Annotated in this window: 20 protein-coding genes; 12 read left to right on the top strand and 8 right to left on the bottom strand. The window is 37.6% G+C overall.

The genetic code is table 11. From position 1 onward, the window contains the following. Positions 1 to 98 precede the first annotated feature (98 nt). On the top strand, positions 99 to 857 hold the full coding sequence (locus tag ACFCYJ_RS05820) for an SDR family oxidoreductase (RefSeq protein WP_376072176.1): 759 nt from the start codon (positions 99 to 101) through the stop codon (positions 855 to 857). A gap of 354 nt (positions 858 to 1211) precedes the next feature. On the opposite strand, the gene abaF is transcribed toward ACFCYJ_RS05820, so the two are convergent. From abaF to dapA, 3 genes are read right to left on the bottom strand one after another with little or no spacing between them, the layout of a single operon-like run. After that, positions 1212 to 2519 carry a fosfomycin efflux MFS transporter AbaF gene (gene abaF, locus ACFCYJ_RS05815; RefSeq protein WP_376071912.1) on the bottom strand — a complete coding sequence of 436 codons (1308 nt, stop codon included), beginning with the start codon at positions 2517 to 2519 and terminating at the stop codon, positions 1212 to 1214. Between the two features lie 32 nt (positions 2520 to 2551). Next, the gene (locus ACFCYJ_RS05810) at positions 2552 to 4036 is read right to left on the bottom strand and encodes an aldehyde dehydrogenase (protein WP_376071909.1); all 1485 of its coding nucleotides are present in this window, start codon (positions 4034 to 4036) and stop codon (positions 2552 to 2554) included. A 16-nt stretch (positions 4037 to 4052) separates the two neighbouring features. Then, a complete protein-coding gene (dapA, locus tag ACFCYJ_RS05805; RefSeq protein ID WP_376071907.1) occupies positions 4053 to 4919 on the bottom strand; it encodes a 4-hydroxy-tetrahydrodipicolinate synthase in 867 nt (288 codons plus the stop codon). Between the two features lie 469 nt (positions 4920 to 5388). Between dapA and ACFCYJ_RS05800 the strand changes: the two genes are divergently transcribed. After that, on the top strand, positions 5389 to 5934 hold the full coding sequence (locus ACFCYJ_RS05800; RefSeq protein ID WP_376071904.1) for a helix-turn-helix domain-containing protein: 546 nt from the start codon (positions 5389 to 5391) through the stop codon (positions 5932 to 5934). A gap of 261 nt (positions 5935 to 6195) precedes the next feature. Here ACFCYJ_RS05800 and brnQ read toward each other — a convergent pair whose 3' ends face one another. Both brnQ and ACFCYJ_RS05790 read right to left on the bottom strand, forming a co-directional pair. After that, on the bottom strand, positions 6196 to 7533 hold the full coding sequence (gene brnQ, locus ACFCYJ_RS05795; RefSeq protein ID WP_376071901.1) for a branched-chain amino acid transport system II carrier protein: 1338 nt from the start codon (positions 7531 to 7533) through the stop codon (positions 6196 to 6198). A gap of 501 nt (positions 7534 to 8034) precedes the next feature. Next, entirely contained in the window at positions 8035 to 8787 is a 753-nt protein-coding gene (locus tag ACFCYJ_RS05790; RefSeq protein WP_376071899.1) for an alpha/beta hydrolase, read from the bottom strand. Between the two features lie 441 nt (positions 8788 to 9228). Between ACFCYJ_RS05790 and ACFCYJ_RS05785 the strand changes: the two genes are divergently transcribed. Further along, positions 9229 to 10107 carry a LysR family transcriptional regulator gene (locus tag ACFCYJ_RS05785; RefSeq protein WP_376071897.1) on the top strand — a complete coding sequence of 293 codons (879 nt, stop codon included), beginning with the start codon at positions 9229 to 9231 and terminating at the stop codon, positions 10105 to 10107. A gap of 227 nt (positions 10108 to 10334) precedes the next feature. Here the strand turns inward: ACFCYJ_RS05785 and ACFCYJ_RS05780 are convergent, their stop codons facing one another. Both ACFCYJ_RS05780 and ACFCYJ_RS05775 read right to left on the bottom strand, forming a co-directional pair. Continuing rightward, on the bottom strand, positions 10335 to 11135 hold the full coding sequence (locus tag ACFCYJ_RS05780) for a DUF1835 domain-containing protein (RefSeq protein WP_376071894.1): 801 nt from the start codon (positions 11133 to 11135) through the stop codon (positions 10335 to 10337). 14 nt (positions 11136 to 11149) lie between these two features. Further along, positions 11150 to 11773 carry a LysE family translocator gene (locus tag ACFCYJ_RS05775; protein ID WP_376071892.1) on the bottom strand — a complete coding sequence of 208 codons (624 nt, stop codon included), beginning with the start codon at positions 11771 to 11773 and terminating at the stop codon, positions 11150 to 11152. A gap of 285 nt (positions 11774 to 12058) precedes the next feature. Here ACFCYJ_RS05775 and ACFCYJ_RS05770 point away from each other — a divergent pair, with 285 nt between their 5' ends. The 8 genes from ACFCYJ_RS05770 (at position 12059) to ACFCYJ_RS05735 (ending at position 19277) form a co-directional block, all read left to right on the top strand. Continuing rightward, positions 12059 to 12442, top strand: a complete 384-nt coding sequence (locus ACFCYJ_RS05770) for a sodium:proton antiporter (RefSeq protein WP_376071889.1) — start codon at positions 12059 to 12061, stop codon at positions 12440 to 12442. A gap of 737 nt (positions 12443 to 13179) precedes the next feature. Continuing rightward, entirely contained in the window at positions 13180 to 14274 is a 1095-nt protein-coding gene (gene proB, locus ACFCYJ_RS05765; RefSeq protein ID WP_376071887.1) for a glutamate 5-kinase, read from the top strand. A 12-nt stretch (positions 14275 to 14286) separates the two neighbouring features. Beyond that, positions 14287 to 15537, top strand: a complete 1251-nt coding sequence (locus ACFCYJ_RS05760; RefSeq protein ID WP_376071884.1) for a glutamate-5-semialdehyde dehydrogenase — start codon at positions 14287 to 14289, stop codon at positions 15535 to 15537. A 239-nt stretch (positions 15538 to 15776) separates the two neighbouring features. Next, on the top strand, positions 15777 to 16655 hold the full coding sequence (locus ACFCYJ_RS05755) for a DMT family transporter (protein ID WP_376071881.1): 879 nt from the start codon (positions 15777 to 15779) through the stop codon (positions 16653 to 16655). Between the two features lie 232 nt (positions 16656 to 16887). Next, positions 16888 to 17037: a hypothetical protein gene (locus tag ACFCYJ_RS05750; protein WP_376071878.1), complete on the top strand. Its 150-nt coding sequence runs from the start codon at positions 16888 to 16890 to the stop codon at positions 17035 to 17037. Positions 17038 to 17055: 18 nt separating this feature from the next. Continuing rightward, on the top strand, positions 17056 to 18030 hold the full coding sequence (locus tag ACFCYJ_RS05745) for a carbohydrate kinase family protein (RefSeq protein WP_376071875.1): 975 nt from the start codon (positions 17056 to 17058) through the stop codon (positions 18028 to 18030). A gap of 30 nt (positions 18031 to 18060) precedes the next feature. Then, positions 18061 to 18450, top strand: coding sequence for an RDD family protein (locus ACFCYJ_RS05740; protein ID WP_376071872.1), 390 nt, complete (start codon positions 18061 to 18063; stop codon positions 18448 to 18450). Positions 18451 to 18512: 62 nt separating this feature from the next. Then, positions 18513 to 19277: an aminoglycoside 6-adenylyltransferase gene (locus ACFCYJ_RS05735; RefSeq protein WP_376071869.1), complete on the top strand. Its 765-nt coding sequence runs from the start codon at positions 18513 to 18515 to the stop codon at positions 19275 to 19277. Positions 19278 to 19339: 62 nt separating this feature from the next. Here the strand turns inward: ACFCYJ_RS05735 and ACFCYJ_RS05730 are convergent, their stop codons facing one another. Then, entirely contained in the window at positions 19340 to 19780 is a 441-nt protein-coding gene (locus ACFCYJ_RS05730; protein WP_376071866.1) for a GNAT family N-acetyltransferase, read from the bottom strand. Positions 19781 to 19941: 161 nt separating this feature from the next. Between ACFCYJ_RS05730 and ACFCYJ_RS05725 the strand changes: the two genes are divergently transcribed. After that, positions 19942 to 20394, top strand: coding sequence for a MarR family winged helix-turn-helix transcriptional regulator (locus ACFCYJ_RS05725; RefSeq protein WP_376071863.1), 453 nt, complete (start codon positions 19942 to 19944; stop codon positions 20392 to 20394). The last annotated feature ends 91 nt before the right edge of the window (positions 20395 to 20485 follow it).

Raw genomic sequence — 20485 nt, 5'->3', positions numbered from 1 at the left:
TTATTTTAATGAACACATGTTCAATATCTAACATAATATATCTTTGAATACTGGGGCAAACTCTGGTGAAAGAACTTAAATTATAGGAGGTTTTTATGATGAGATTAGAAGGTAAAGTTGCCATCGTAACAGGTGCAGCGTCAGGTATGGGTAAAGCAATCGCAGAAGGTTATGCAAAAGAAGGAGCAAAGGTCGTAGTTTCTGACTTAAATTTAGAAGGTGCACAAGCTGTTGTTGAAGGAATCGAAGCAGCTGGTGGCACAGCAATCGCGGTTCAAACAAATGTCGCTTCAACAGAAGAACTACAACGCTTATTTGATGAAACAAAAAATGCTTATGGCAAATTAGATATTTTAGTGAATAATGCTGGTATTATGGATGGTATGGAGCCAGTTGGTGAAGTTTCTGATGAACGATGGGACAAATTATTCGCGGTAAACACTACTGCTGTTATGCGTTCAATGCGTATGGCGACAGAGATTTTCCTTGCTCAAGGACATGGTGTCTTTGTTAACAATATTTCTGCTGGCGGTCTATATGGAGCACGTGCTGGGGCTGCCTACACTGCTTCTAAGCATGCTGTTGTTGGACTGACAAAAAACACAGCATTCATGTATGCAGATAAAAATATTCGCTGCAATGGTATCGCACCAGGTGCAGTTATCACAAACATTGCTTCTACCATGACAAATGTGAGCCAAACAGGTGCTGCTCGACAATCACTAGGTTTGTCCATTAACCCACGAGCAGGACAACCTGAGGAAATCGCTCAGCTTGCTATTTTCCTTGGCTCAGATGAAGCAAGTTTTGTCAACGGACAAGTAATAGCTGTTGATGGTGGTTGGACGGCTTACTAAGTTTCTCTATGCACATCTGAGGTTATTTCATTTGGTAGCATGTTTAAAATGAGTTCGATATTGTATCGAACTCATTTTGTATTTGGCCTTTATCCGTTAAAGTTCATCCCTATTAATGCATTCCTGGACCCTTTTTATATGCAGAATAATCTTGTTTAATAGTCTACCTTTAATCCATATCAATGATTAGGAAGACTGTTCTATAAAAAATCAAAAAATGACCTCTTAGAGACACACTATTCCAAGAGATCATTCATATCAAACTTTATTGTAAATTAATAGTAGTTTTAAACCTATTGTATTTGCTAATTGACTTTAACCTTACTTATAAGAATCTATAGCTAACGATAATAGTTACTGTGCTTTCTTAAAAGTGAGTGATTTTCCTTTAGTTTCTTTTACTAGCATCATACATGAAATAGAAATGATACTTGCTATGACCAAATAAATTGAAATTGGGATGGAGCTATTAAATTTATTTAGAAGACTTAATGAAATTAATGGAGCCAATGAGCCTGCTAAAATTGGTGCTACTTGATAACATAAAGACAAAGCTGTATATCTGATATGAGTTGGGAATAACTCTGTCATTAATGCTGAGTATGGTGAATACGTCATCGATTGTATGAATAAACCAATAATAATGGCAGCCATGATGATCCAATCATTCCCTGTATCCATCATTGGGAACCCAATAAATCCCCAAAATGCAGTTAAAAAGGCTCCTGTAAGATAGATTGACTTCCGACCCCAAACATCACTTAAGTGTCCCATTAATGGTATGAAAAAAAAGTGAATAGCATGGGCGCCAAACATTAATAATAAAATTTGTGAAGTATCTTTATTGACAACAAGTTTCAAATAACTAATGGAGAAAGTGACAACCATATAGTATAAGATATTTTCTGCAAAACGAGCACCAATACCAGCAATAATCGCTTTTTTATGGTATTTAATCACTTCTATAACCCCTAATTGTTGTTTTTCTAATTGCGCTTGTTTTTCTTGAGCTTCTTTGAAAACAGGGGCATCATCTACACTTTTACGAATCCAAAGACCAATTAGTACGACAACTGCAGAGAACCAAAATGCTACACGCCAACCCCAGTCCATAAATTGTTCGGGGCTTAAGTTTTTAGATAAAAGTAAAAGGACAATTGTAGCTATTAAATTACCCAATGGCACACCCGCCTGTGGCCAGCTTGCCCAATAACCACGTCGATCGTCAGGACTGTGCTCAGATACTAAAATAACTGCTCCTCCCCACTCTCCGCCGAAAGCAAATCCTTGAATTAAACGTAAAGTTACGAGTAAGATAGGAGCCCAATAGCCAATACTGTTGAATGTTGGAATACATCCCATTAAGAAAGTCGTAATTCCAACGATAACCAAACTAATTTGTAATAAATTTTTACGCCCAATTTTATCACCATAATGACCAAAAACAAGTCCGCCGATAGGTCTAGCTAGAAAGCCTACTGCATAGAGAGCAAATGCAGCTAGAATTCCGTCAATAGCGTTTCCTGTTTTTTGGAAAAACAATTCTCCGAAAACGAGAGCAGAAGCGGTACCATATAAGAAAAATTCATACCATTCAGCTACAGATCCAATCATCGATGCAGCAACAACTTTTTTTAGCTGTTTATTATCTGTTTTCTCCATATATACTCCCCCCAAAAATCCGGTTCAAATTATTATGAATGAACGTACCAAATTACTTTTGACTGTACATATTGTTCAAATGCTTCTAAGCCATTGTCCTTACCACCAAAACCAGATTGTTTAAAGCCTCCAAATGGAGTGGTAATATCACCTTCGCTAAAGCCATTCACTGAAACGGTTCCTGCTTTAATCGCACGTGCCACGCGCATCGTCCGCTGTATATTTTGACTATAAAAAGAAGCAGCCAAACCATAAGAGGTGTCATTGGCAAGTGCAATGGCTTCTTCTTCCGTTTCGAACGTACTAACTGCTAAAATCGGACCAAATACTTCATTTTGGAACAAGGTCATATTTGCGGTTACATTATCAAAAATAGTTGGTTCGATGTACCAGCCACTGCCCAAATCACTGTGAATGCTGCCTCCAGTAACTATGCGACCACCTTCTTGAAGAGTAATGCCCAAGAACGATTTCACTTTATTAAAGTGTGCTTCTTCAACCATGGGGCCAATGGAAACCGACTCATCCATCGGATTACCCACTCTCCAGCTTGTTAATCCGGACTTTAATTTTTCTAATAATTCCTCTTTGATAGATTCATGTACGATTAATCTTGAACCACAGCTGCAGTTTTCACTCATGTTCCAGAAGGCGGCTGATAAAATATGTGGAACAGCCGCATCCAAATCAGCATCTTCAAACACCACTTGTGGACTTTTGCCACCGCACTCTAAAATAATTTCTTTAAGGTTACTTTCAGCTGAGTACTTCAAGAAATATCTACCAACTTCAGTTGAACCTGTGAAGGAGACAACGTCCACATCCATACTCCGCCCCAAAGGTTCACCTACTTTTTCTCCCAAACCACACACCAAGCTTAAAGCGCCTTTAGGCACACCTGCTTCATAAGCAAGTTCAATCATACGGAAAGCGCTAAGCGAAGTTAATTCAGCAGGCTTCACAATCACAGAATTACCAGCGGCTAAAGCAGGTGCCACTTTCCAAGCAAACATTTGCGCAGGGAAGTTCCAAGGTAATACCGCACCAACTACGCCAATGGGTTCCGTGATAATTAATCCTAAAGCATCTTTACCCGTAGGAGCGACTTTGCCAAAGACTTTATCAATGGCTTCAGCATACCAATAAAATGTATCGATGGTTGCTGGTATGTCGGTATTTAAACATTCGGTAATAGGTTTACCAGCATCCACGCAATCCAAGGCAGCCAATTCTTCGCTGTGCTCTTCTAGCAATTTTGCCCAGCAAATCATTACTTTTTTGCGCTCACTGGGAGATAATTGACTCCAAGTACCTGCTTCAAATGTGTCTTTGGCTACCTTAACAGCAGCGTCTACATCTCGTGCATCACCATCAGCAATATAGCCAATTATGCTGTTGTCGATGGGAGTGCGGTTTTCTATTTTGCAGGTTGTACTCGTAAAACCATCAATTAAGTTGCCTGCCCATAGCTTTCCTTCATTAGCAAGGGCAAAGACTTGTTCTTTTGATACGATCATCTGTCTCTCCTCCCGATTATTTATTAAAAAAGGCCAAAAATTCTGCTTTTCCCACTTCTGATAAATCAGATAAAGGTAGGCGTACCGAACCAACGTTGATTTCACCTTTCAGGCAGCCTAATTTAGCTTTTTGGTTATAGTTACCGGACTCCATAGAGTGAATAGCCGGGTAGATATCCCTCATGATTTGTCGAGCCTTATCCCAATCACCGGTCTGTGTAGCCTTGAACAGGGCTATTTGCTCTACTGGGAACACATTACCTGCACCAGCAATCCAGCTTTTAGCACCCCAGAAGAAAAAGTCTACAGGCTGATCATCACAACCGCAAATCACTTCAAAATTCTCAAATGGGGTTTGTAACAAACGTAGTGCGCGGCTAAAGTCCCCACTACTTTCTTTAATAGCAACAATATTTGGATTTTTCGACAAATACACCACCGTGTCGTATTCAATTTCAATGCCGATTCGAGCTGGAAAGTTGTACATGATAATAGGTAAATCGGTTGCCGCTGCTACCGTTTCATAATGGTCAATTAAACCCGTTTGGTCTGGCAAGCTATAAGGTGTCGGTGATAACATCAAACCTTCATAGCCCAAATTTTTGGCTTGTTTGGCACGGTTAACCGCACCTTCAGTTGATAAATCATTGATACCTGCAATTAAAGTAATACGACCTTTAGCAATTTCTACTACTGTTTTTAAAACGGTTTCACGTTCTGCTTCGTTTAAGGCGTAGTATTCGCCTGTCGTTCCACACACCACTAAACCAGTAACACCTTTTTCAATAAATGTGTTAGTCAATTGCTTTAAAGTATCTACATCTAAGCTTTTATCGCTTTTAAACGGGGTTACTAACGGAACCAAAATGCCATGAAAATTCATATTCATTCTCCTTTATTTGTGATAGATTACTTGATTTTAAAAAGCTATTATTGAAGTACCACTTCAATTATTCATGATAGTAACACACTGGATTCTCATTGTAAATGTAATTTTCAGAATATTTTAAAAGTTATACTTTCGAACTATTAAAGTGGTACTTCAACATTAATTGATACTCTTCACTTTGGCATTACGATATAATTTACTATATTTCTACAAGTCGATTTTTTTGTAATCGTTCTGAAATTAGAGCTTTTATGTTATCCTATCAACGTGACTCCTTATATTTGGAATTTGGACAGATGCACTAAACTGCGTTATAAGGGATAGTGATAATTAGCTATTATTAATTGCAAAATTAATTAGTTGATTTAGAAATATTCAAAGGCAGATTAACTATTAACATACATTTATGCAATAGATTTTAACTAAATTTTTATTTTCATATCAGTAACAGGAGTGGAGAAAAGTGAATGACTTAATTGGAGCAAAAATGAAGAGTTTACGAAAAGAGCGAAGGTTAACATTAAAACAAATTGCTGATCAAACGAATCTTTCAATTAGCTTTTTATCACAGGTCGAACGATCAAAATCATCCATAACGCTCGAATCATTGAAAAAAATTTCTGAAGCACTCGGTGTCAATCCAAGCTACTTTTTTTCAAATTCCGATGAGCAGACCGCACCGACAGTTATGAGAAATATTATTAGTAAGACAAACACCATGCATAATCAATTTTTTTATAGAGATTTAGCGGGAAACATTGAAAATCCACTCTTTAATCCGATTTTAGTATTGCTGAATCCAGGTGCAAATCGAGAGGATTCTTATTCACATTCGGGGCAAGAATTTCTTTATGTTCTAGAAGGAACGCTAACCATCATCATTGACACAGAGGAGCATGATTTGAATCCTTATGATTGTATTTTCCTAGATTCGACTACCCCTCATAACTGGATAAATAAAACAGATTCAATTGTAAAGTTCCTTTGTATTTCTAGTATTCCAGTATAATGTTCAAGCGGATTCATAAGACACTTCGATTGAACAAAAAAATACTCACAGCGCATTGCACTCTGTGAGTATTTTTTATGCGAAATTGAATACAGTCTCGGTCAACCTTCCTGAAAAAACAAAAGAGAGGACAGCTACGATCAGTACTGCTATAGCGTTAGATTTCATGTACAGTCTTTCTGTTACATGTTTTTATGTCAGTTTGTAAATAACTCTCAAAAACAAAATACCACAACCCATAGATTGTGGTATTTAAAACTATTACGCTCTTCTTGCTGGGAATAAGTATCCTATTAATGCCCCAATTAACGCTGGTAATATCCATCCTAAGCCTATGTCGTAAAAAGGTAAAATATTCGAATAAGCTTTCTCAATCGCATCAAAAATACTTAGCTTCGCCGTAGGAATGCTAACTACTAATGCTTTATAGCCATCAATAACACTAATAAAAATTGTAAAAATCATAGCAACCGCATATACCGTTTGCTTATTTTTAAATAGTGATGAGCATAATGCAAGTACAATTAAGACAATTGCTATCGGATATAGGAACATCAGCACTGGAATGGCAAATTTAATAATGTTCGTTAATCCGAAGTTGGCAATTGTAAATGACATAACGCACAAGATCAATACAAACCATTTATAGCTAATTTTCGGAAATACTTCATTGAAAAATTCACTACAAGAAGTGATTAAGCCAATACTTGTCTTTAAACAAGCAAGGACAATAATAACTGCCAATAAAATAGCCCCGTATGATCCAAAATAGTGATCTGCCACTGCGGCAAATATTAAACCACCGTTGTCAAATGTACCAACAGCTCCAATACTTGAAGCCCCCATATACGTGATTAAACCGTATATTAACATCATTAATGCCATGGCAAAAATACCAGATTTCCACGTTGCCTTAGCAATTTCTTTTCTGTCTGTTATTCCTGCGCTTTTAATTGCATTAATGACAACAATACCAAAGGCTAGTGAAGCTAATGCATCCATTGTGTTATAGCCTTCTTTAAAGCCTGTCATAAATGCTGAATCAATATAATCTCCCATTGGCGGTTGGAAATGCCCCATCGGTTTTACAATACTAATAATAATTAAAATAAATAACACAATCAGAAATGCTGGTGTTAAATATTTTCCGATATAATCCATAATTTTCGCTGGATTCAATGAGAAATAATAAACGATGGCAAAAAATACAAAGCTAAATAAAGCAAGTAGAAGTGTTGTATGCTCTGCTTGTATATAAGGTTCAAAGCCAACAACAAACGGAACTGTCGCTGTACGTGGAATCGCAAAAAAAGGACCGATCGTTAAATAAAGAGCTAATGAAAAGATGACACCGAATAATGGGTGAACGCGGCTCGCTAAGTCACGCAAACCGTTACTACCTGATAAACCAATAGCTAAAATACCTAGAAACGGTAAACCGATAGCTGTTACTAAAAATCCAATTAGGCCAAACCAAAAGTTGGTCCCTGCTAATTGTCCAAGCTGAATTGGAAAAATAAGATTCCCCGCTCCAAAATACAGTCCGAAAAGCATCGTACCGATGACTGCATATGTTGAAAAAGGTATTTTCTGTTGCATTTTGATGAACTCCTTAGATGTATTTAACTTCTTTCAGCAAATGCTTTTATTGCGAAAGTGAAACGTCGTCTCCCTCTTTTCAGCGGGTGTCCAAACATCCGCTGAAAGAAGTTAAAGCCTCTGGCGGATGTCACGGATTTTGAAAGGAATGAATACAAGGATGTTAGCCTAAAACATTCGCATCCTGCGAAAACGGCTAACTGACCTGCATCGTGCAGGCCTAGGCACAATTCAAAATCCGGACGCATTGTTTATCTGTGCGAAAGCGAAGCGACAGCAACATATGTTTTGTGTAGCGAAAGCAAAGCGACAGCTACAATTACGCCAAGGCGAAATTGATCTATTGCAAATAATTTAAATCGAAGAGATTTCCTTGCTGCAATTCCACTATGGTATCAGGCATTTATTTTAAAAACAATAGTTTTTTCTTTTATAATCGTTAATTGTACAGTTCTTAGCTTTAAGTAGACAAAACTAAAAGAGCTGTCTGTTGACAGCTCCTTAGTTTGCGACAGACCACTCTACATGATCTAAAAACTTAAATACGTCCTCATACACTTTATCGCGCTCTTTATCTAATGTAATAATATGGCCAGAATTTTCATACCAAATAATCTCTTTATCATCAGTTTCCACAGTATTTATAATGAATGGCGCACTTTCTTGATAAAGCTCATCATCTAATGAACCTTGTAATACTAATGTAGGTGCTTTGATTGTAGATAAGTCATCGCGTGTTTCTGTTGTTAAACGTGTCACACCATCTAATGAATCCTTAGGTGTAATACGTAATTCATGTAATTCTGAAATAATTTGATCTTTTGATTTATTTTCAAAATGTTTATATAAACGAGCGTAATGATATAAACGTGTAAATAAGCCTTTTGAGTTATCGCGTGTGATTGGTGCACACATGGCAACACATGCTTTCACAGGAAACGTCTCTGCTACTTTTAACGAAAATACGCCGCCAAGTGAAATTCCTACTACCGCGATTTCTTCATGACCATTACTTTTTAGGAAGTTATAACCTTCCACAACATCGTTCCACCAGTCTTCTGGTCTTGTTTCAAGTAATGCTTCTGGTTCTACACCATGCCCACTATAAATCGGTGCATGAACTGTATAACCACGTTTTGATAAAAATTCACCTAGCTTTTTTACATCTTTTGTGCTACCTGTGAATCCATGCAGTAATAGTACGGCTTTTTTGCCTCCCTCAATTGTTAGAGGTTGTGGCTTTGATAAATTCATTTTATAATATCCCCTTCACGGAAACTTGTAATTGTGTAATTTATGTGTCTATCTTAACACCCTTTATTCATAATGTACAATTTATAGTTTTTATCATATTAATGTCTTTTGTGCATTAACGATGTAAGGTTAATGGCTGTTATATCACACTTTCTACTACTTTCATTTTCCAATCTTCATTTTACGTGCTCCGTTTTTCAAAAAAATTTTCATCCCGCTTTAACTGCAGTAAATGATCCCTACCAAAAACGAAGAGACAAGTACAAAACTACCACCTGAAAGCAAAGAGATGAACTGCCCGTAAAGTGCCCGATTGGTGAAGACTAATAGTCAGTGAGGGAAACCTTACTGACTAAAGTTTCACTTGATGTGCCTATACTTCCTACTCTTTTACCGTTATAATGCAGTTAACTTAAAAATAACGGGAATTGAGGTGAAAAAATGGAATGGCAGCAATTAGAATATTTTGTAGCAGTAGCAAAGCTTGAGCATATGACTCGTGCTGCTGAAACATTAGCGATTTCTCAACCAGCATTAAGTCGTTCTATTTCAAAGCTTGAAGAGGAGTTAGGAGTACCTTTATTCGACCGACAAGGACGCTCGATTATGCTCAACCGATATGGCGAGCTTTTTTTGTATCGTGTCCTACGTATGCGTAAGGAATACGAAAAAGCAGTTATAGAATTACAGGAGCTTAATAACCCAGAGCTAGGAGATGTATCACTCGGCTTTTTACATACTCTAGGGACTAGCATCGTTCCTGATTTGATTCGCGCCTTCCGTCAGAACCATCCGCATATACGCTTTCACTTTACACAAAATTACTCACACTCCCAATTGAAGCAATTACTTGCAGGAGAGTTAGATCTTTGCTTACTCGCAGCGATTGACACGGAGCCACCTGTTTGTTGGAAGGAGCTGTGGCGTGATGAGCTTTATATTATGGTACCAATCGATCATCCCTTCGCCAAACGTAAAAGTATCAAAATGAAGGAACTTGAACATGAGAATTTTGTTCTAATGAAAAAGGGTTACGCATTGCGCCGTACAGCTGATAGATTATTAAATGCTGCAGGTATCAAACCGAAGATTACTTTTGAAGGTGATGAGGTATCAACAGTAGCTGGTTTTGTAGGTGCTGGCCTCGGCGTGTCGTTACTGCCTGTAGACGAAGACTTGAATCCAAATAAATTGGCGAAAATTCGTGTGGAGGATATGGTTTGTGAACGGATCATAGGTATGGCTTGGATTGAAAATCGATATCTTCCACCGTCAGCACGGCAATTTCAGCAATTTGTATTCGATTTTTACGAAAAATAGTAATTGCTAGCTCTATCATTCCTAAAATGAGCTAAAGCATAAAAGTGAGTAACATTTGTTACTCGCTTTTCTTTATATGTTCAATTGCGGAAAAATTAGTATAGCAGATATTCCTTTAAATGACTTTTCACGAAAATAAATTTTTAAGCTTTCACGTAAAGGCAATTTTCGTGAACAACAAAAAACCACCTTCTCCAAACGAAAGGTGGTTACCGGAAGCTGTTTTATTATTTTTTCCCTACATATTTTAATTGATACGAATACATATCTGTTGTATTTCCATCAATCTCAAAAAGTCCCTGCTTTGCAAGGGTCAATAGGCGTTTTTCCACAAACTCTTCACCTAAATATTCATCAATTGAACCAATTGTTTCACCGATAATACGCATCGGTTTAAGCCATTCCTCATTTAGTTCTGCATGTACTTTTTCGGCACATTCTATAATGATAGGATCCAATGCATCCTCCGCTACATGGACAATTCCATCTTGCCAAACTCGCAATGTACTAGGGTTTTGTTTTAGCTCGTCCCATTCCTTAGCAAGTTGCTGACACTCATCAATAGAAAAACGCTTTGCCTCAGAACGTAGCTTCATAAGCAAGTCTGGTGAAAGCTCACCTGTTTGACGAATCATCATGTTTGGCTGTACACGTTTCAAGCCATCTGTCGCATCAATCCCATATACCATACTACATTTATTGATCAACTCGCTCATGACATAACGTAACCCAATCTCTTCATGAGTACTTTGACTGTACCATACCCAGACATCAACATCGCACGGTAAACATGCAATTTTTTTCTTCCATTCTTTATGAAGATCCTCGTTCAATTCACGTTCTTCACTGTCCCTAAAGATGTTGGCTCTTAACCAGCTTTTTCGTTCTTCTGAGCTGCATAGCGGACCAATCGAGAAAATCTCATTGACACTAAGCACTGACTCATCTCGTTGTAAATGATGTTGTCGTATTGCATGTTTAATTGAACCCTGTGTAGATAAGCTAAACGTTATATGTAAAATTGCCATGAAAATCCCCCATTTTACTGTTTACTTAGCGCTATTTGTATGCCAATAAAAGTGAAAAGTACGCCTTGGATCATATTTAATCGTTTAGCAATTGCAGGCTTCCCAATAATTACTTTTCTTACTTTACCGGCAAAAATACTAAATAAAGAAAATAGTATAAGCGCTTGTACTAAAAATACAATACCCAAAATTAACATCTGTAAACCTACATGGCCATTAGAAGGATTTACAAACTGTGGCAATAGTGCTAAGAAAAATAAAGAAACTTTTGGATTTAAAATATTCATTAAAATACCTTTTCGATATAACGTCACATAGGCTTGTTCATTTTGCTGTTCCAGTGTGAATGGATCGCCTTTCGCACGAAACGATTGCCATGCTAAGTACAATAAATACGCCGCTCCTGCAAACTTAACAATAGAGAAAGTAACTGTTGATTGATAAATAATAGCAGAGATACCGAGAACCGCCGCACCTATATGGACGAGCAAACCTGTACATAAGCCAAGTGATGTTGCTATACCGGCCTTTTTATCCTGTGTGATGCTTTGTGCAAGAACAAATAAATTATCTGGACCTGGCATTAGTGTTAAAATAATTGCCGCTCCTAAAAACGCCATTAAGGTTGAAAATGCCAATATTATCCCTTCTTTCTATTACTTTTATAAAAATACTCATCATAAGTGGGGTTAATTTCCATTCCGACTAACCCTGCTTTTAGTAATGAAAAATTACTTTTAGAAAAGAACAACTATAAAATGGATTTTTTTATTATACTACATTTCGATACATCTTTTCTAAATTTTTACAAAAACATCTAGCCCATTCTGCTCGTTTCGGCAATACTTTTCTGCTTTAATCCATTATAATGAATATTATCATAACGTAAAAGTCGTATGTTTTGGAGAAAGAGGTGCTTGTTGATGGCAATAAGTGATATTGTAAAGCAATATGAAGACGAGCAAGGAAATGTCTATTATAAAATGAAAACACATGATATCGGGGTACAAGCTACGCAAAATTCAGGGTTAGCGCCAGTTATTACTTATTGGATGGGTGAAAAAGAGATTACAGACGATATTCGAAGTTTGCGCTTTAGCCCTCGCCCTCCCTCAAGTTATATTCAAGATTACGATGAATTTCAAACAATGCTTTATGCAAAAGAACAACGTGCCATCAACGAACTATATGAAAAAATGAGTATAAAACCGAAAAATATGTCTTCAGGAAAACAAATAGTATGGAGTTTTTTCGTAATTGTTATAGCGATGCTCCCACTATTTATCGCAATCTGGTGGTTCAAGTAAACATGGTTATGTTGCCCCTACACTTTATCCCCGATCGTTCAGTATTAACTGCTTATTTATTCAAAAATTTTTATTAACATTCCTAATCAGCTTGACAGACATGCTAAAGTAGTGCATCCTTTATAGAAATCGGACACCAACCAAAATAATTGATAAGGGTCCATTCAAAAAAGATATTGAATTATACAATTAAAACGAGCGAAGATTAGTACCTAGAAACTGCTTGATCAGAGAGCGATGCCCATCGGCTGTAAGGCATTGTACAAGAAAGACTAAAGAACCTACTTCGTAAATCGTCCTAGCTAAACTAGGCGCAGTCTCAAGCGTTATGAGCAAAGTGGAATGTCAATGATGTTCAATCTAGGTGGTACCACGGAAAGCAAACCTTTTCGTCCTAATTTATTAGGATGAAAAGGTTTTTTTATTTTTAACTTCATGTTGCTGCCGCTGCGTTAGCACTACGCTTTCGCACAAAAAACATCTGTTGGCCTAAAGCCTCCGGCGGATGTCACGGAATCGAAAAGGAGTTAATAAAGGATGTTAGCCTAAAATCATCGCATCCATGCGATAACGGCTAATTGACCTGCATCGGTAAAAACGCCACGTCCTGTGGCATTACCGAAATGACCGACATCGTGTCGGCCCTCACGCAGGCCTAAGCACAAAGTCGATTCCGGACGCAATTATGCCGAGGCATAATTGATTATAGAAGTGAATGACGAATTGGAGGTATTGCTATGGAAAGAAAAAGAATCGTCGTCAAAATTGGGAGTAGCTCCTTAACAAATGCAAAAGGTGAAATTGATAAAATACGTTTAATGGACCATGTTCAAGCGATAGCTGAATTAAAAAAATACGGTCATGAAGTCTTGCTTGTTTCGTCAGGTGCAGTTGCAGCAGGCTTTAAACAGCTAGGGTACCCTTCTCGTCCCGTTACAGTAAAAGGTAAACAGGCTGCAGCGGCAGTTGGGCAAAGTTTACTGATTCAAACCTACAATGCTTTATTTAGTATTTATGATATTGTGCCTGCTCAAATTTTACTGACACGCACTGATTTTTCAAAAAAAGAGCGCTATAAAAATGCCTGTGCCACATTTGAGGAATTATTAGAGCGCTCCATTCTACCTATCATTAACGAAAACGATACGGTATCTGTCAGCGAATTAACCTTTGGCGATAACGACATGTTATCGGCACTTGTAAGTGGTCTTGTACATGCTGATCAACTCATTATCTTAACAGACATCAATGGCTTGTATAATGCCAATCCAATTAAAAACCCCGATGCCCAACGTATTGATCGTTTAACAGAGGTTTCTGATGAGATGCTTGGCTTTGCAGATGGTTCAGGGTCAAAGGTCGGTACAGGTGGTATGGAATCCAAATTACTGGCAGCTCGATCAGCTTTAAATGCAGGTGTCAAAGTGTTTATTGGAACCGGTCACGGTGCTAATAAGCTTGTCGATATAGTAGAAGGACATGGTGATGGTACGTATGTTGAGCATGACGCACTTGCTGTTTTAACGAATAATAAACAGTGGATTGCACTCACGGAAGTATCTGGTAAAATTTTTATAGATAGCGGTGCTGAACATGCATTATTGGCAAATGGGAAAAGCTTGTTGCCTGCTGGTGTATATCGGGTCGAAGGCGACTTCGCAAATGGTGACGTTGTCGAGGTTTATAGTGACAAGGGACTGCTTGGCCGTGGTGAGGTCTTATATTCTTCCCTAGAGTTAGCACATGCGATGGGAAAACGTACAGATGAGTTAGCGAACTATCCCATTGAGGTCATTCATCGAGATAAATGGCTTAAAATCCAAACAAATTAAGGAGGAATTCACATGACGAGTGAAGTTCAACAAAAAGGAAAGCTGGCTAAGGCCGCAAGCTATATTTTAAATATTAAAACAACTTGCGAGAAAAATGAGGCTCTCACAAAAATTGCTGAGCAATTACTAATCGACCAAGATACTATCATTGCTGAAAATGCAAAGGATTTAGCAAATGGCGAGAAACAAGGAATGCCCGCTTCTACCCTCGATCGCATCATGCTAAACAAAGAACGAGTGCAGGCAATGTCAAATGCTATTCATTTACTAGTTGAATTAAATGATCCAGTAGGCAGTCTCTTAGAACGAATAGAAAAAGATAATGGCTTACTAATTGAAAAGCGTCTAGTGCCAATTGGCGTTATCGGGATGATTTACGAGGCACGACCGAATGTAACAGTGGATGCGGCAACTTTATCATTGAAAACAGGCAATGCAGTCATTTTACGTGGCAGCTCTTCTGCAAAATTTTCTAATGTAGCGCTAGTGGCAAGTATTCATCGTGCACTTAGAAAAACGGCTATCCCTGCGGACGCAGTACAATTAATCGAGGATACAAATCGAGAAACTGTCAAAGAATTATTCCATTTAAAAGAATACTTAGATGTTTTAATTCCTCGTGGTGGAAAGGCACTTATTGACTTAGTAGTAAATGAAGCCACTGTACCAGTATTAGAAACAGGTGCTGGCAACTGTCATATTTATGTAGACCAAACGGCCGATTACATAAAAACAGAAAAGATTTGTATCAATGCAAAAACACAGCGTCCTTCGGTTTGTAATGCAGCAGAAAGCTTACTTATTCATCCTGATTGGTTCAATGAACATGGCAAACAGCTACTAAGTGCTATGCATCGAACAGGTGTGACAATTATCGGTGATGAAACCATTTGTCAAGCTCTTGATTTCGCGCAACTAGCAACTGTAGAAGACTATGCAACTGAATATTTAGATTTAAAGATCAGTGTCAAAATTGTGGAAAACGTTTATGAAGCAATCGAACACATTAATAAATACGGCACGAACCACTCTGAAGCTATTATGACAGAGGATCAGTTAGCAGCAGATACTTTCTTACATAGCGTGGATGCTGCTGCTGTTTATCATAATGCCTCCACTCGCTTCACAGACGGCTTTGAATTTGGCTACGGTGCAGAAATCGGCATTAGTACGCAAAAATTACACGCTCGCGGACCAATGGGTTTACCTGCGTTAACATCTACAAAGTATTACATTCACGGTAACGGCCAAATCCGAGAATAATTGTAGAACTAGGAAAAGCCGACAGTTGACATACGCTGTCGGCTTTCTTTGCTTATTTTTTGAAGTCTAGGGATTTGAAAGATTTGTAAAGGGACGTGGCGAATTTTACTCTTAGCTGGGCAGTTCTGACCACTATGTGAGTGAAGAACTTTGATAATGGGGGGGCGAAATAACGTTAAGTCTCCCCTACTTTCACATGCGTCAAAAATTATAATAAAATTTAAGAAAGAAGGTTTTATATGAACATATCAGCGATTATCAAACTAACTGTTTCTATGGCTCTGTTCGGCTCTATTGGATTTTTCACCGTTCATACGGGCGTACCTGCAATCGAGCTAGTTTTTGTTAGATGTATTTGTGCTACTCTCTTCCTTGGAGGAATGTGGCTTATCACTGGTGGTCATAAGACGGAGAAATGGGATAAAAAAGAAATATTACGTACACTTCTATGCGGTGTCTTTATTGTCTTAAACTGGGTATTTTTATTTAAAGCCTTTGAAGAAATGTCGATTTCCATTGCCATTTCTATCTATAATTTAGCACCAATATTCGTTTTAATTTTTGGCACATTGTTTTTAAAAGAAAAGATGACTATTCAAGCTTTACTAGCAACACTCACTTGTTTTATCGGCAGTATGTTCATTATTGGTTTAAATAATTTTATGTCCCTCTCTGAATTTATGAAATCAGGCTTTATTTGGGCATTACTGTCTGCATTGTTTTACGCATTTACGATGCTAACAAGTAAAACGATCACAAAGCTTAGCTCCTACGCATTAACATATATTCAAACAACGGTCGGAATTATCATACTATTCCCATTTGTTAATTTTTCGTTATTTGAAAGCTTAACGACAACAAACTGGCTATATATATTAGGTACAGGCTTTATTCATACAGGGTTTGTTTACTATTTATTTTTTGATAGTATTCGTAGTCTCTCTACCATTCTAGTTTCAGTATTAGTATTTGTTGACCCAGTTGTGGCTATATTTCTTGATATGCTGTTGCTTGATTTTATGCCGAGCTTCATGCAAACAGTTGGTATTGCATTAATTTTTGGTGGTATTTTCTATACTATTTACGTACCAAAGAAAAAGCGTATGTCTCAGGCGTAGTTCTTATTTATCTTCATACAGCGGATGTTTTTTGTAGCGAAAGCGAAGCGTCAGCTACAGATGTTTTTTGTAGCGAAAGCAAAGCGTCAAGACTCCCACCTTTAAAGGTGAAGAGATGAATGCGGGTGTGCTTCCTTTTCAGTGAATATCCAAACACATACTGAAATAGAGGAACTCAGGCTAAAACGCCAAGGGCAAGGTGATGGAAGGTCGGGCAGAACAACGGATACACATGAAGGCGACGGAATGGACTGGCAGAACGACGGATACAAAGCGCTTAGTGACGGAAAGGTCAAACAGAGCGACGGAAAGCCCACGCCTGTGGCAATTTTTCTGTAGCGAAAGCAAAGCGTCAGCTACAATTACGCTAAGGCGAAATTGATATAAAGGAGGATTTTCCGTGAGTAAACTTTATGCAATCGGTGAATTATTAATTGATTTTACACCTACTGAACAAAATGCCTCCCTTGCTACAGTTGAGCAATTTACTAAAAATGCTGGTGGGGCCCCTGCCAATGTTGCCGCTGTTTGTGCTAAGCTTGAGCAACAAGCAGCCCTCATTACACAGGTAGGTCAGGATGCTTTTGGAGATTTTCTAGTAGAAACATTAAAAAAGGCCGATGTCGATACGAACTATATTGTTCAAACTGTTGAGGGTGAAACAAGTCTAGCCTTTGTTTCACTGACAAGTGATGGAGCACGTGATTTCTTATTTTATCGCCGCCACGCTGCAGATTTGCTATACAACAAAAAGCAACTCCCAACTAGTCTATTAACAGATAAAGATATTCTTCATTTTTGTTCAGTTAATTTAGTAGAAAGCCCGATGAAACATGCACATGTGGCCTTGATTGAACAGGCTCATCAGGCAGGTAGTCTTGTTTCTTTTGATCCAAATGTTCGCTTGCCACTATGGAATGATGCGAAGGCATGCCGTCAAACCATTTTAGAATTTTTACCAAAGGCCCATATCATTAAATTGTCCGAGGAAGAACTTTTATTTTTAACAGCGATTGAGGAGGAGGAAACAGCGGTCCAATCATTATTTCAAGGGAAAGTACAAGTGATCACAATTACTCGTGGAGCAGAAGGTGCAAGTCTTTATACTAAAAAGTTTCATGTTAAAGTACCAGCTGATAAAGTCCATGCGATTGATACAACTGGAGCGGGTGATGCCTTTATTGGCGCATTGTTAGCTATTCTCCTTAGCAAACAGATTACAGCGATTAATCTAATCGACTTTTGTCAGCAGCATGCTACCTCCCTCCTTACATTCGCGAATAGCTATGCAGGAGCTTCGACAGAAAAACATGGGGCCATTGCCTCTTACCTTACTAAACAAGAATTACCATTTAAAAATAATATATTCCTTTAAAAATTTCGGAACTTATGAGGAGGTACTTCGATGAAATCTATTACTAAAAAACGAACAAAAGCATTTCTAATTGATTTGGCAATTTCAACGGCTGTCACAACTGGGATTGAATATGTCCTGCGAAAAAAAGTAAAAAACGAGGCCATTCATGCCATTGTCACACCAACAGTCGTTTTGTGGTCACTTGAATTTGCACAATTACGTAAAAAGGGCCAAACAGTTGGCTACAAAAAAATGGGTCTAGTTCTTGAAAATGAACATGGGACTAAGCTGACTTCCTCTCAACTTTTGAAACGAATGGCTTACCGTGACTCAATTAGCCCATTCGATTACTTGAAAAATCCAACTGCATATGAACAACAAAATGGACAACTTCTTCCTCACGATAACTTCTCAGACACTGTTGTAAAGGAAGTCTAGGAAAATAAGGCTACTCAAAACATACTTTGGGTAGCCTGTTTTAATAAAAGGAGAGGATACACTTGAATTTGGATCATATTGTTGAGGTTTTACTTGAAAGTTTAAAAGATGATCACTATATTGAAGCTGTATTTTTAAGAGGATCCATGGCTAGAGAGGAGCATGATGAATTTTCAGATATCGATATGTATTGCGTTGTGAAGGAAGAAAATATTGAAGCGTTTTTACCCAATCGCAAGAAGCATATTGAAACTTATAAGGATACATTATTTGTTGATGACATTTATATTATTGCCCCTCAGCTACTAGTCGTATATGACGATTTGATTCATATCGATTTATTTACAGTAACTCCCTCTGAAATAAGTGATCACGATGCGATTAAAATATTATTTGATCCAAATGAAATTCTCACAGCTAAACAAAAAATTACTACTTTGTCATTAACTTCACTCGAATTTCAAGATGCTGTAGATGATACGCTTTGGTATTTGTATCAATATTATTGGAGTGCTAAACGTGGAAATGAGATTTGGAGTGTTCATTTACTACGGAATAGTTTAGAACACTTCGCAAAAGTTCTACTGCATAAATATTGTCCTGAGCGGGCTTTACTTGGACTTAAAGCGTTGTATAATTCGTTACCTACTGACCCATTAGATGGGGTAGTCGATATCATGAATTGTATGAGCCTTGTAACACATGAGATGGCAGTAAAGAAATTAGTGAACGCATTCGAAAACGAATCAGATTGGATATTTGAAAATGTGCCGAATAAAGAAAAAATTAAGCCATTCTGGGAAAAAATAAAAGAGCTATTGCACTAAAACAAAATAGCAAACTAAATTAAACCTAGTTTGCTATTTTGTTAAATGAAAAATAAATACCACTACACTCTATTAAATTGTTTTTTCATTAAAATATGTGGGATGTCACAATCCATAAATTCTTCACCTTCACGCTTATAGCCTAATTTTTCATAAAAGCCCTCTGCATAGGATTGCGCGTTTAATTTAGATTTTGTTAAACCTTTTTCAAATGCTATTTCCTCTAAACTTTGGATAATCACTTTACCTAGACCAAATTTGCGGAATTCTACTAATATACATATACGCTCTAGTTTGCCGTAGCCATCAACAACTCGCAGTCTGCCAGTGCCCACAGGTTGTTCGTTATAGTACACAAGAATATGATCACATGCTGCATCTAGCGTGTCGAATTCATCAAATTCTTCTTCCTCTGGCACCTTTTGCTCATCAATAAAAACTTTTTGACGAATCGCAAATGCTGTTTGTAAATCTTTTTCATCTGTAATTTTTTTTGTGTTCATTTTTATATTCCTCCTCGTTTTTTGATGGTTTAGAAGCGTAATCTCCGCTGCTTGGAAAAGAAAATCACCTGTAGATATGAAGTGAAATTTCCTTGCATGGATGATAATATATAGTATAGAGTATTTTTTATTGCAAATACAATATTTTTCGGAGGCAATCAATGAAGGAAATTTTACGAGATATTGGTGCGATTGCGCGGGCACTTGATTCCATTAGTAATATTGAGTTTAAAGAACTCGATTTAACAAAGGGACAATATTTGTATGTCACCCGCATCTGTGAAAACCCTGGTATTATTCAGGAAAAGGTTGCGGAACTATTGAAGGTAGATCGCACAACTGCCTCCCGAGCGATTCAAAAGTTAGAAACAAAAGGCTTTGTAGAAAAGCGTACTGAAGTTGGTAACAAGAAAAACAAACAGCTTTTCCCAACAGTAAAAAGTTTAAAGATTTATCCGTTTTTAAAGCGAGAAGGAGACTATTCGAATACTAGAGCATTAGATGGTTTTTCTCCTGAAGAAATGGACAGTGTTCAAGACTTTTTAATTCGTATTCGTCAAAACATCGAAACTGATTGGGAATACGTAAAAAAAGGGCATAAACGAAATTATTAAAGGCGATTCCTTGCGCTTCTGAGCATTTGGAATCGCCTTCCTTTGCGAAAAATACCTTTTTATCTCTCCACTCCACACATACATCCGTCCG

The organism is Lysinibacillus sp. NPDC056232, assembly GCF_042267565.1.
In the GTDB taxonomy this organism is placed as follows: Bacteria; Bacillota; Bacilli; order Bacillales_A; family Planococcaceae; genus Lysinibacillus.
Note: the sequence above shows the minus strand (reverse complement) of the source record. Positions and strands in the feature narration are given on the sequence as shown.

Excerpts from the sequence above, each read along its gene's own strand:
- abaF (WP_376071912.1), bottom strand. The coding sequence starts at position 2,519 with ATGGAGAAAACAGATAATAAACAGCTAAAAAAAGTTGTTGCTGCATCG.
- proB (WP_376071887.1), top strand. The coding sequence starts at position 13,180 with ATGGAAAGAAAAAGAATCGTCGTCAAAATTGGGAGTAGCTCCTTAACA.
- ACFCYJ_RS05730 (WP_376071866.1), bottom strand. The coding sequence starts at position 19,780 with ATGAACACAAAAAAAATTACAGATGAAAAAGATTTACAAACAGCATTT.
- ACFCYJ_RS05725 (WP_376071863.1), top strand. The coding sequence starts at position 19,942 with ATGAAGGAAATTTTACGAGATATTGGTGCGATTGCGCGGGCACTTGAT.
- ACFCYJ_RS05785 (WP_376071897.1), top strand. The coding sequence starts at position 9,229 with ATGGAATGGCAGCAATTAGAATATTTTGTAGCAGTAGCAAAGCTTGAG.
- ACFCYJ_RS05760 (WP_376071884.1), top strand. The coding sequence starts at position 14,287 with ATGACGAGTGAAGTTCAACAAAAAGGAAAGCTGGCTAAGGCCGCAAGC.
- ACFCYJ_RS05770 (WP_376071889.1), top strand. The coding sequence starts at position 12,059 with ATGGCAATAAGTGATATTGTAAAGCAATATGAAGACGAGCAAGGAAAT.
- dapA (WP_376071907.1), bottom strand. The coding sequence starts at position 4,919 with ATGAATTTTCATGGCATTTTGGTTCCGTTAGTAACCCCGTTTAAAAGC.
- brnQ (WP_376071901.1), bottom strand. The coding sequence starts at position 7,533 with ATGCAACAGAAAATACCTTTTTCAACATATGCAGTCATCGGTACGATG.
- ACFCYJ_RS05740 (WP_376071872.1), top strand. The coding sequence starts at position 18,061 with ATGAAATCTATTACTAAAAAACGAACAAAAGCATTTCTAATTGATTTG.
- ACFCYJ_RS05790 (WP_376071899.1), bottom strand. The coding sequence starts at position 8,787 with ATGAATTTATCAAAGCCACAACCTCTAACAATTGAGGGAGGCAAAAAA.
- ACFCYJ_RS05750 (WP_376071878.1), top strand. The coding sequence starts at position 16,888 with ATGAAGGCGACGGAATGGACTGGCAGAACGACGGATACAAAGCGCTTA.
- ACFCYJ_RS05780 (WP_376071894.1), bottom strand. The coding sequence starts at position 11,135 with ATGGCAATTTTACATATAACGTTTAGCTTATCTACACAGGGTTCAATT.
- ACFCYJ_RS05810 (WP_376071909.1), bottom strand. The coding sequence starts at position 4,036 with ATGATCGTATCAAAAGAACAAGTCTTTGCCCTTGCTAATGAAGGAAAG.
- ACFCYJ_RS05755 (WP_376071881.1), top strand. The coding sequence starts at position 15,777 with ATGAACATATCAGCGATTATCAAACTAACTGTTTCTATGGCTCTGTTC.
- ACFCYJ_RS05820 (WP_376072176.1), top strand. The coding sequence starts at position 99 with ATGAGATTAGAAGGTAAAGTTGCCATCGTAACAGGTGCAGCGTCAGGT.